The organism is Micromonospora sp. KC723 (assembly GCF_004348595.1).
In the GTDB taxonomy this organism is placed as follows: domain Bacteria; phylum Actinomycetota; class Actinomycetes; order Mycobacteriales; family Micromonosporaceae; genus Micromonospora.
The window spans coordinates 1-11,223 of sequence record NZ_SMKD01000162.1; the positions used below are offsets into that span (position 1 = coordinate 1).

General features: G+C 73.7%; 10 protein-coding genes and 1 pseudogene. 7 read left to right on the top strand and 4 right to left on the bottom strand.

Going from position 1 to position 11,223, the window contains the following annotated elements; genetic code table 11:
- The 3 genes and pseudogenes from E1165_RS25090 to E1165_RS25100 form a co-directional block, all read right to left on the bottom strand.
- Positions 1-307, bottom strand: a pseudogene (locus E1165_RS25090) (hypothetical protein); the annotation flags it as partial.
- 364 nt (positions 308-671) lie between these two features.
- A complete protein-coding gene (locus tag E1165_RS25095) occupies positions 672-1,097 on the bottom strand; it encodes an OsmC family protein (protein ID WP_132394201.1) in 426 nt (141 codons plus the stop codon).
- Between the two features lie 70 nt (positions 1,098-1,167).
- Positions 1,168-2,112 carry a serine/threonine-protein kinase gene (locus E1165_RS25100; protein ID WP_132394202.1) on the bottom strand — a complete coding sequence of 315 codons (945 nt, stop codon included), beginning with the start codon at positions 2,110-2,112 and terminating at the stop codon, positions 1,168-1,170.
- Positions 2,113-2,292: 180 nt separating this feature from the next.
- Here E1165_RS25100 and E1165_RS25105 point away from each other — a divergent pair, with 180 nt between their 5' ends.
- The 7 genes from E1165_RS25105 to E1165_RS25130 all read left to right on the top strand — a co-directional run bounded on the left by E1165_RS25105 (position 2,293) and on the right by E1165_RS25130 (position 10,112).
- Positions 2,293-2,529 carry a hypothetical protein gene (locus tag E1165_RS25105; RefSeq protein ID WP_132394203.1) on the top strand — a complete coding sequence of 79 codons (237 nt, stop codon included), beginning with the start codon at positions 2,293-2,295 and terminating at the stop codon, positions 2,527-2,529.
- A gap of 83 nt (positions 2,530-2,612) precedes the next feature.
- Entirely contained in the window at positions 2,613-3,359 is a 747-nt protein-coding gene (locus tag E1165_RS25110) for a response regulator transcription factor (protein ID WP_371687398.1), read from the top strand.
- Positions 3,337-4,842 carry a cell wall metabolism sensor histidine kinase WalK gene (locus E1165_RS25115; protein ID WP_132394204.1) on the top strand — a complete coding sequence of 502 codons (1,506 nt, stop codon included), beginning with the start codon at positions 3,337-3,339 and terminating at the stop codon, positions 4,840-4,842. Before E1165_RS25110 ends, E1165_RS25115 begins: the two co-directional genes overlap by 23 nt.
- A gap of 174 nt (positions 4,843-5,016) precedes the next feature.
- Positions 5,017-5,166, top strand: coding sequence for a hypothetical protein (locus E1165_RS29225; protein ID WP_165945321.1), 150 nt, complete (start codon positions 5,017-5,019; stop codon positions 5,164-5,166).
- Positions 5,167-5,174: 8 nt separating this feature from the next.
- Positions 5,175-6,590: a methyltransferase gene (locus E1165_RS25120; RefSeq protein ID WP_132394205.1), complete on the top strand. Its 1,416-nt coding sequence runs from the start codon at positions 5,175-5,177 to the stop codon at positions 6,588-6,590.
- Positions 6,583-8,640, top strand: a complete 2,058-nt coding sequence (locus E1165_RS25125; RefSeq protein ID WP_132394206.1) for a sulfatase-like hydrolase/transferase — start codon at positions 6,583-6,585, stop codon at positions 8,638-8,640. Before E1165_RS25120 ends, E1165_RS25125 begins: the two co-directional genes overlap by 8 nt.
- 188 nt (positions 8,641-8,828) lie before the next feature.
- A complete protein-coding gene (locus tag E1165_RS25130; RefSeq protein ID WP_132394207.1) occupies positions 8,829-10,112 on the top strand; it encodes a citrate synthase in 1,284 nt (427 codons plus the stop codon).
- A gap of 159 nt (positions 10,113-10,271) precedes the next feature.
- Here E1165_RS25130 and E1165_RS25135 read toward each other — a convergent pair.
- Positions 10,272-11,223, bottom strand: a 952-nt coding sequence (locus tag E1165_RS25135; RefSeq protein WP_132394208.1) for a glycosyltransferase family 4 protein, incomplete at its 5' end; no start/stop codon positions are given.

The following is an 11,223-nucleotide window of genomic DNA, read 5'->3' on the forward strand; positions in this document are numbered from 1 at the left end:
GGTCGCGGGAGCGGGACGCTCGATCGTCGGCCAGCGCGCGGTCGGCGAGCATCTCGCGGACCGGCTCCGCGCGCTGGTCGTCGCCCTCGGCGGTGGCGGCGTACGCCACCAGCCCCAGGCAGCAGGTCACGCCGCTGGCGAGAGCGACCCGGACGGGGGTGGCCGTCAGCAGGGCGCGCGCCCCTCGGCGGGGCGGTTCGGGGGCCCGGTGCCGGCCGATCCTCCGTTCGACCGAGGCGGTATCGGCCGGACGGGTAGCCGGGGGGTTGCGGGTCAGCTGCTGTTCAGGGGAGTGATCGGCAGGCACCCGCCGAGGCTAGAGAGTCGAGCTCCGCTTGCCACCGGTGCTATTGGTGGCAAGCGCCACAGTTTGCGATGATCCGACCGGGCAAGTGTCACAGCCAGCCAGGAAACCAACGTACGGGACAGTTACTACTTGCCGCATATTTAGGCGTTTGTCACACCTAATCGGGCGCTGATCCGCGTCGAGGCTCCGTCCCGACCGGCTCCTCCGTTCGGGGGATCCTGGACTGCCCACACCGCCGGCCCCGGACCCGGCTGACCGGCGGTGGCCCACGGGTACCCCACGGCGGTCCAGTCGCCGCCGGGCCCGTGGCGGGCAGCGGCGACCACCAGGCGGCGACCGCCCTCCCGCGGTGGGTGGGCGCCGATCAGCGACGGCCGCTGTCGGCGGGCGTCACGGTCAACCGGTGCCGCGTGGCGTCTCCGCTGGAGAAGGGCCAGATCCGATCGGCGTGCGCGACCAGATCGGCCAGCTGCTCGCGGCTCAGCCCCGCCGACGAGATCGACGCGTGCACGTCGGCGTGGTAGCGGCCCTCGTCGTCCCGGCCCAGCTTCGCCTCGGCGGTGACCTGGACGGTGTGCGCCTCGTCGGTGATCTCCCCCGCCACCTCCACCGCCGCGTGGTGCAGGCAGGAGGCGAACGCGGCGGCCAACAACTGTTCCGGCGTCAGCCCCGTGCAGTGGGGCGCCAGCGGCGACGCCAGGGCCGTGGACAACCCGCCGTCCTCCGTGCGTACGTGACCGCCCGCCGCGGTCGCGGTGGCCTCATGCAGCCAGGAACTCTGATCCGGCATCGCGTTCCTCCCGTCACTCACCGGCCCGGGTTCCCGGCCTCGATCGGGTGAAACGCGCCGCGGACCGGGCTCAGGAGCGGCGGGACCAGTCGTCGAGGGCGATCGCCTCGGTCGCCTCGGTGGCGGCCCGCTCGGTCCAGGGGGAGAGCGGCGCGCAGCGGGGCCGGGGCACCGACGCCAGCATCGGCACGTACACCCGGGCGTCCACCGCCTCGGCCAACAGCAGCGCGGCCATCAGGCTGGTCGGCCGGTGGGTCGGGTCGTCGGCCAGGCAGCCTCGGCACAGGTCGGCCACCTCCACCGGCAGCCCCTCGACCGGCGGCAGCGGCTCGGGCACCACCCGACGGCGGGCGCCGACCAGCTGGGTCGCGGTCGTGCCGGCCGCGTACGGCAGCCGTCCGGTGAGGCCGTAGTAGAGCAGGACGCCGAGGGCGTACATGTCCGCGGCCGGGGTGGCGGGCTGCCGGTCGAACTGCTCCGGGGCCAGGTACGCCGGCGTGCCCACCACCATCCCGTCCGGTGTCTCGTCGGCCGCGCCGGCCGGGGTGGCGATGCCGAAGTCGAGGACCTTCACCCCGGACGGGGTCAGCATGATGTTGGCCGGCTTCACGTCGCGGTGCACGATGCCGTGGGCGTGCGCCGCGGCCAGCGCCGCCGAGACCTCGGCGCAGACCCGGACCGCGATGCGCCAGTCCAGCGGCCCGTGGCGCAGGTGCGCGGCGAGCGTCTCCCCCTCGGCCAGCTCCAACACGATGTAGGGCGCCTCCTGCCCGTCGGTGGTGGTCGAGGTGCCGAAGTCGTGCACGCTGGCCACGTTGGGGTGCACCAGGCGGGCCGCCGCCCGGGCCTCGGCCCGGATCCGCGCGACGGAGCTCTGCTCGCCGTGCCGCTCGGGCGACATCAACTTCACCGCCACCGGCCGGTCCAGCACCCGGTCGTGCGCGCGCCACACCTCGGACATGCCGCCCACGCCGATGCGCTGCTCGAGCTGGTACCGCCCGGCCAGCGTCCTCATCGACCCGCTCCTGTCCGTCTCGTGCCTCGCACCTGTTTCGAGGTGGGGCGTTCCGCAGCCGGTACCCTGGGCGCGAGCTGGGCAAACCTTTGTCGTGACCAGCCCGTGCCGGGGCCGGTGCGGTAGCTTGCCAGCCAGGGCGCCCGGTCTCCGGGCCGGGCCGCACGGAAGGGGACGCGGATGGGTGGGGTGGCCGTACGCTTCGTCGGTGGACCGGCCGACGGGCTGCTCCGCGAGCTGCCCGCCGACCCGGACGGCGGCCCACCCGCACAGTGGGTCATGCGGCACCCGGACGACGGCGACCCGCCGGCCGGGGGCGCCGGCCCGGACCACCTCTACACGCGACAGCCCCGCGACGGCGCCGGTACGTGGACCATGCGTTTCGTGCGCACCTATCCCCTCGGTGCCGGCGAGTAGCCGGCGACCGGGCCGGCGCGGCGCACAGCTGGCACACAGGGGAGGCACAGGTCGACGCAAGTCGCGCCACCCACGATGGGGGCATGGTGATGGAAGGGCAGGCGGCGCGGCACCGGATCGAACTGCGTCGTCCCGACGGTGGGCCGGTCCGGGTGCTGGTGGTCGACGACGAGCCGACACTGACCGACCTGCTGGCGATGGCGTTGCGCTACGAGGGTTGGGAGGTGCGCAGCGCCGGTGACGGGACGGCCGCGGTGAGCGCGGCCCGGCAGTTCCAGCCCGACGCGGTGGTGCTCGACGTGATGTTGCCCGACCTGGACGGCTTCCAGGTGCTGCGGCGGCTGCGTGAGCAGGCCCCGACCGTGCCGGTGCTCTTCCTGACCGCCCGGGACGCGGTGGAGGACCGCGTCGCGGGCCTGACGGTGGGCGGCGACGACTACGTCACCAAGCCGTTCAGCCTGGAGGAGGTGATCGCCCGGCTGCGCGCCCTGCTGCGCCGCTCCGGCTTCGCGGTCGCCAGCCGGGAGGAGGCGGTGCTCACCGTCGGCGATCTCCGGCTGGACGAGGACAGCCACGAGGTCCGTCGTGGCGGTGACCTGATTACCCTGACCGCGACCGAGTTCGAGCTGCTGCGGTACCTGATGCGCAACCCGCGTCGGGTGCTGAGCAAGGCGCAGATCCTCGACCGGGTCTGGAACTACGACTTCGGTGGGCAGGCCAACGTCGTGGAGCTCTACATCTCGTACCTGCGGAAGAAGATCGACGTCGGCCGGGCCCCGATGATCCACACGCTGCGCGGCGCCGGGTATGTCCTCAAGCCCGCGGAGTGACCGGGGCGACCGGTGGCGCCGGGCGCTGGCCGGCTGGTCGTTGCGCCGCCGGCTGGTGCTCGCCGTGGTGGCGCTGCTCGCCCTGGTCAGCGTCGGCATCGGCGGACTGACCACGGTGGCGCTGCGACAGTTTCTGATCAAGCAGGTCGACAACCAGCTCACCCAGGACGACCGCCGCCGCGACGGGCCGTTCCCGTGGAACCGGCAACAGGGCGAGCGGCCGCGGTCGGACTCTCCCCCGTGGCAGTTGCGGCCGGATCCGCCGCCCGGGTTCCCGCCCGAGTCGATCGCCGCGCGGGTCACCGGCGGCGCCGTCGCCTCCGCGCGCATCCGCACGCTTACCGGCTCGGCCGAGGCCGTCACCGCCGACCAGGTCGCCCGGCTGGCCACCGTGCCCGTCGACGGACGGCCGCGCACCGTCGACCTCGGCGACCGGGGGGGCTACCGGGCGGTCGCCCGGTCGCTGGCCGGCGGCGACGTGCTGGTCTTCGCGATCCCGCTGGCCGGGGTGCGGGAGACGGTCTGGTGGATGGTCGTGGCCCAGGCCGGTGTCGCCGCCGCCGGACTGCTCGTCGCCGGCAGCCTGGGCCTGCTCATCGTCCGCGCCACGCTGCGACCGCTGACGCGGGTCGCCGCCACCGCGGCCCGGGTCACCGAGTTGCCGCTGGACCGGGGCGAGGTCGCCCTGTCCGTGCGGGTGCCCGAGGCCGACACCGACCCGCGCACCGAGGTTGGGCAGGTGGGGGCCGCGCTCAACCGGATGCTGGGGCACGTCGCCGACGCGCTGGCCGCCCGGCAGGCCAGCGAGACCCGGGTACGCCAGTTCGTCGCCGACGCCAGCCACGAACTGCGTACCCCGCTGGCGGCGATCCGCGGCTACGCCGAGGTCGCCCGGCGCGGCCGGGACCGGGTGCCGCCGGACGTCGCGCACGCGCTGCGCCGGGTCGAGTCGGCCAGCACCCGGATGACCGGACTCGTCGACGACCTGCTGCTGCTGGCCCGGCTGGACTCCGGCCGGCCGCTGGCGGTCGAACCGGTCGACCTGACCGCGCTGATCCTCGACGCGGTCAGCGACGCCCACGCGGCCGGACCGGAGCACCGCTGGCAGCTTGACCTGCCCGACCAGGCGCTGGAGGTGCCCGGCGACGCCGTCCGGCTGCACCAGGTGGTGGCGAACCTGCTGGCCAACGCGCGGGTGCACACCCCGCCCGGCACCACGGTCACCACCCGGCTGGCCGCTGTGGGCGACGGGGTGGAGGTCAGCGTCGTCGACGACGGTCCCGGCATCCCGCCGCGGTTGCAGGGTGAGGTCTTCGAGCGGTTCGCCCGGGCGGACAGTTCCCGCTCGCGGGAGCACGGCAGCACCGGGCTGGGCCTGGCGATCGTGGCGGCGGTGGTGGAGGCGCACCACGGCGCCGTCCGGGTGGAGAGCCGGCCGGGCCGGACGGCCTTCACCGTGCGGCTGCCGAAGACCGACGGCTGAGCGGAGCCGCGCCTGGCCGCCGGATCACCGCCCGAGGCGGACCGGCTGCGCGGTGTGCCCCACACGGGACGGCGGAGCAGCGTACGGTATCAACGGAACAAGTGCGGCGTAACGGTAGAACCTTTCATATCGGACTGCCGGTGGCGCCACGACGGCGAGGGAAGGGAGCGGTTGGTGATGCACCTGGCCTACCTGGACGCGGGGTCCGGCAGCCTGATCGTGCAGGCGGTGGTCGGCGGGGTCGCCGGGGCGGCGGTCGCCGCGAAGCTCTACTGGCGCCGGCTGGTCGACCGCTTCCGCCGGCAACCCACCGACCGCGGCTGACCTCGTCGATGACCAGCTCCCACCTCGGGACCCGGGCCGATCCCGGTTCCTTCCGCGACCCGACGAACCGGGTGTTCCACGACGGCGACCAGGTGTTGCGCGGGCTCGACCCGCAGGCGGCCCGGGACTGGGCGGCGCTGGCGGCCAGCGCGTTCTTCGCGGGGTTGCTCGCCGAGGGCAAGGTGTGCGGCACCGCGCAGGTCGACCCGGCGGTGCTGCCCGGCTGGACCGCCGTGCTGCGACACGAGCGCATCCCGTTCGTCTCCCACCCGTACGAGTGGTCGTTCGGCATGCTCCGCGACGCGGCGCTGCTGCACCTGGAGATCCTGCGCCGGGCGCTGCCGGCCGGCTTCAGCACCAAGGACGGCTCGGCGTACAACCTCCAGTGGCGGGGAGCCACCCCAATCTTCATCGACATCGGCTCCTTCACGCCGCTGACCGACGGCGAACCCTGGGCGGGCTACCGGCAGTTCTGCCAGACCCTGCTCTACCCGCTGCTGCTCCAGGCCCATCTCGGCCTGGACTTCCAGCCCTGGCTGCGGTCCCGGGTCGACGGCATCGAGCCCGACCAGATGCGCCGCCTCTTCCGGGGCGCCCGCCGGCTGCTGCCCGGCGTGCCGACCCACGTCCACCTGCACGGCGCCATGCAGCGGCGCCACGCCGGTGCGAGCAGCGCCGACGTGCGCGCCCAGCTCCGCTCCGCCGGCTACTCCCGCGAGCTTGCCCTGGCCACCGTCCGGGGCCTGGAGAGGCTCATCCGCCGCCTGGACCACCGCGAGGAATCCAGCCACTGGGTGGACTACCAACGCACCTGCAGCTACACCGCCCCGGACCGGGTGGAGAAGGAACGCTTCGTCGAGACGGCGGTGCAGGCAGCCGGCGGCCCCCGCCTGGTGCTCGACCTCGGCGCCAACGACGGCCGGTACGCCCGGATCGCAGCCCGCCACGCCGCCGTGGTGGTCGCCGTCGAACAGGACCCGGCGGTGGTGGACACCCTGTACCGGACGCTGCGCGCCGAGGGCGACCAGCGGATCCTGCCGCTGGTGATGGACCTGGCCGACCCGTCCCCGGGCGGTGGCTGGGGCGGCGTCGAACGGGCCGGCTTCACCACCCGCGCCCGCGCCGACGTGGTACTCGCCCTCGCCGTGGTGCACCACCTGGCCATCGGCCGCAACGTCCCGCTGGGCCAGGTCGTCGACCAGCTCCTCGGCTGCCTGCGCCCCAACGGCCGGCTGGTGGTGGAGTTCGTCCACCCCGAGGACCCCATGGCGCGCCGGCTGCTGGCCAACAAGCCGGACGGGATCTTCCCCGAGTACCGCCGCGACGTCTTCGAGCGGCTGCTCGCCGCGCGCTGCCGGGTCGAGCGCCAGCGGGAGCTGCCCTCGGGCACCCGCACGCTCTACCAGGTGGTCGTGGGTGACTGACCGGACCCTCACGTCCGCCGCGCCGCCGCGCCCGGTCGACCCGCCGCCGCGGCAGTCCCCGCCGTCGCCGGGCGGCTGGCGGGCCGAGCAGCGCCGGTTGCTGGAGGTGACCGCCCTGGTGGGCCTGGTGATCACCCAACCATTGCTCGACGTGCTCGGGCGCAGCCCGGACTTCTTCCTGTTCCATCGGGCCGAACCCCGTGACGTGCTGGTGCTGGTGGGGCTGGTCACCGTGCTGCCCACCGTCGTGGTCGCCGCGCTCGGCCTGGCCGTCTGGCTGGCCGGCGTACGGGCCCGGACGGTCGCGCACACCGCCGTCGTGGGGTTCCTGCTGGCCGCGCTCGCCGTGCAGGTCGGCCGGCAGGTCACGCCGTTGCGGGGCGTACCGCTGCTGGCGGTCGCCGGGATGGCCGGCGTCGCCGGCGTGGCGGCGTACCGGCGGTGGCGGGCCACCGGGCGGGTGCTGCGGGTCGCCGCCATCGGCCCGCCGGTCTTCCTGGCGCTGTTCCTGTTCGCCTCGCCCGCCTCGGCGGTGGTGCTGCCCCGCACGCACAGCGGGGTGGCCGGGGTGGCCGGTCCGGGGGAGCACCCGCCGGTCGTGATGATCGTCCTCGACGAGCTGCCGCTGGTCTCCCTGCTCGGCCCGGACGGGCGGGTCGACGCCACCCGCTTTCCGCGCTTCGCCGAGCTGGCCGCCGGCTCGACCTGGTACCGCAACGCCACCGGGATCAGCGGTTGGACGCCGTACGCGTTGCCGGCCATGCTCACCGGCCGGTACCCGGCTGAGTCGTCCGCCCCGCACTACTCGCGGTACCCGGACAACCTCTTCACCGCCCTCGGTGGCCTGTACGACATCCGCGCCGAGGAGAGCATCACCCGGCTCTGCCCACCGAGTCGCTGCGACCGGCCGGCCGCTGCCGAGCAGGGGCTGGGTGTGCTGGTCCGGGAGAGCGGCAGGCTGCTGCGGCGCATCGCCTCGCCGGTGGACAGCCGCATCGACCCGCAGGAGTCCTACCGGGAGCGGACCGCGGCCGAGGCCGGCCTGGATGCCGCCGAGCCGGCCCCGGACGACCCGAAGTTCCGCTGGGACAGCCTGGATGACAACCAGCCCGCCCGGTTCACCAGCTTCCTGGCCGGGCTGCGCCCGACCACCCGGCCCACCCTGCACTTCCTGCACCTGCTGATGCCGCACGCGCCATGGGTGTACCTGCCGTCGGGGGCCCGCTACGCCGCCCCGGAGGACCTGCCCAACCAGGGCGCCGGCTGGGCCGAACTGGCGCGGGCCCGGCACCTGGCCCAGCTGGCCTACACCGACCGGCTGGTCGGCGAGACGCTGCGTACCCTGCGCGCCACCGGGCTGTACGACAGGGCGCTGATCGTGCTCACCGCCGACCACGGTGTCAGCTTTCAGCGCGACTGGCAGGGCCGCGGCCTGGACGCGATCACCCACGCCGCCGGCGAGGTGGCCTGGGTGCCGACGTTCGTCAAGACCCCCGGCCAGCGGTCGGGTCGAATCGACGACCGCAACTGGGAGCACGTCGACCTGCTGCCCACGATCGCCGACGCGGTGCACGTCCGGATCCCCTGGCGAGTGGACGGCCGGTCGGCCCGGCAGGCGCCGCGCGAGCGTACCGAGAAGGTCTTCTACGACCGGCCGGGGCAGCCGTTGACGCTGCGCGGCGGGGTGCCGTCCCGGCCGCCGGACCCCCGGCCGCATCCGCTGCTCGGCGTCACCGTCGGCGAGCGTCCCGTCGGCGGGCGGGTCCGGGTGGAGAACCGGGACGCGTTCGACGCCGTCGACCCGGACGCCGGCGAGCTGCCGGCACTGGTGTGGGGGACGGTGCCCGCCGAGGTGCCCGACGGCACGCTGCTCGCGGTCGCGGTCAACGGCAGGATCGGCGCGGTGACGCCGGTGGTGCCGCAGGACGAGGCGGGCCGGCGCTTCGCCGCCTTCCTCCCCGACGACCACCTGTTCCGGGCCGGCGCCAACCGGCTCGACCTCTACCGGGTCGTCGCCGGCGGCGACCTGCGCCGGTTGACGGTCGACTGATCGCTTCCGCCCCGACGTCCGTCATCGTCGGGTTCGGCCGCATCGACCAGGGTTTCCGATCCTTCGGGTCGGGAATGAGGTGACGCATACCTCACCACCGACCCACGACGGGCGGTGTCCCGGGAGCCGCGAATACGGTAGAAGCGAAGGCAATTCAACGAAGATTCGCCGGCGAAGCGAGGAACCACATGACGGAAGTCAAGCTCGATCACCCCGGTGGGCAGCTCTCGATGCCGGTGCAGAGCGCGGTCGAGGGCCCCTCGGGCATCGGGGTGAGCAAGCTGCTGAAGGAATCCGGGATGACCACCTATGATCCCGGTTTCGTCAACACCGCGTCCTGTTCGTCCGCGATCACCTACATCGACGGCGACGCCGGCATCCTGCGCTACCGCGGCTACCCGATCGAGCAGCTGGCCGAGAAGAGCTCCTTTCTGGAGGTCTCCTACCTGCTGATCTACGGTGAGCTGCCGACCCAGCAGCAGCTGACCGACTTCAGCGAGCGGATCCGTCGGCACTCGCTGCTGCACGAGGAGATGCGCCGGTTCTTCGACGGCTTCCCGCGCGAGGCGCACCCGATGGCCGTGCTCTCGTCGGCCGTCAGCGCCATCTCCACCTTCTACCAGGACAGTCTGGACCCGTTCGACTCCGAGCACGTGGAGATGTCCACGGTGCGGCTGATGGCGAAGGTCCCCACCATCGCCTCGTACGCCTACAAGAAGTCGATCGGGCAACCGTTGCTGTACCCGGACAACTCGCTGGGCTACGTGGAGAACTTCCTGCGGATGACCTTCGGCGTGCCGGCGGAGCCGTACGAGGTCGACCCGGTGATGGCCCGCGTGCTGGACATGCTCTTCGTGCTGCACGCCGACCACGAGCAGAACTGCTCCACCTCCACGGTCCGGCTGGTCGGCTCCAGCAACGCCAATCTCTTCGCGTCCGTGTCGGCGGGCGTGAACGCCCTGTTCGGACCGCTGCACGGCGGCGCCAACCAGGCCGTGCTGGAGATGCTGGAGAAGATCGCCGCCGACGGCGGTGACGTGCAGGCCTTCGTCCGGAAGGTGAAGGACCGGCAGGACGGCGTCAAGCTGATGGGCTTCGGCCACCGGGTCTACAAGAACTACGACCCGCGCGCCGCCATCGTGAAGAAGGCCGCCCAGGACGTGCTCGGCCGGATGGCCAAGCCGGACCCGCTGCTGGACATCGCGGTGCAGTTGGAGGAGATCGCGCTCGCCGACGACTTCTTCGTATCCCGCAGGCTCTACCCGAACGTGGACTTCTACACCGGCCTGATCTACAAGGCGATGGGCTTCCCGACCAAGATGTTCACGGTGCTGTTCGCCCTGGGCCGGCTGCCCGGATGGATCGCCCAGTGGCGCGAGATGATCAACGACCCGGAGACCAAGATCGGCCGGCCGCGGCAGATCTACACCGGCGCCGTCGAGCGGGACTACGCCCCGATCTCCGAGCGCTGACCCACCCGGTCCGCAGACGCGGAAGGCCGCCGGCCCCTCGGGGGCCGGCGGCCTTCGTCGTCCGGTGTGATCGACGCCCTGTGCGTCGGCGTGGGCCGTCTCCGAGCGCCGACCCGCCCGGCCCCCGTGATCGGAGCCACACCCGGCCGGGTCGGGCGGTCAGCGCAGGCCGGCGGCGGCGAGCAGGTTGCCCTCCGGGGACGGGACGGTGGCCCGGCCGACGGTCATCCGCAGCTCGGCCCGGGCCGCGGTGAACGCGGCGTCCCCGGCGATCGCCGCCGCGTAACTGGTCGCGGTGCGGTGGGCGATGGCCGCCCAGCCGTACTGCTCGTGCACCATGCTGCGGGCGCGGCGGGCGAGCAGCCGGGCCCGCTCCCGGTCCGACAGCACCGCGTCGATGGCCTCACTGAGCCCGTCGGGGTCCTGCGGGGCGAAGGTCACCCCGGTGACGCCGGGCTCGACGATCTCGGCCAGCCCACCGGTGCGGGCCACCGCCAGCGGCGCCCCGGCGGCGGCGCCCTCCAGGGCCACCATGCCGAACGGCTCGTAGATGCTCGGCACCGCGAAGCAGTCCGAGGCGGCCATCACCGCCGGCAGGTCGGTGCCGCCGAGGAAGCCGGGCATGCTGACCGTGCCGCCGAGGCCGAGCCGGTGCACCTCGGCCTCCAGCGCCGACCGGTACGGGCCGTCGCCGACGATCACCGCGCGCAGCCCGGGGTGCCGCTCCCGCAGCCGGGGAAGGCCTGCGAGCAGGTGCTGCACGCCCTTCTCGTACACCAGCCGTCCGGCGAAGGTGACCAGGGGCCCGTCCCCGGCGAACCGGGCCCGGGCCGAGGCGACCGCCGAGGCCGGCACCCGCCAGCGGTGCGGCTCGACGCCGTTGGGCACCACGTCGACCCGGGCGGCGTCCACCCCGAACAGCGCGCCCACCTCCTCGCGCATGTACCCGGAGCAGACGATCACCCGGCCGGACTCGCCGGCCAGCCAGTGTTCGACGCCGTGGATGGTGCGGTTCATCTCGTCGGGGAGCCAGCCCTGGTGTCGGCCGGCTTCGGTGGCGTGGATGGTGGTGACCAGTGGTATGTCGAGGTGTTCGGCGAGGGTGATGGCG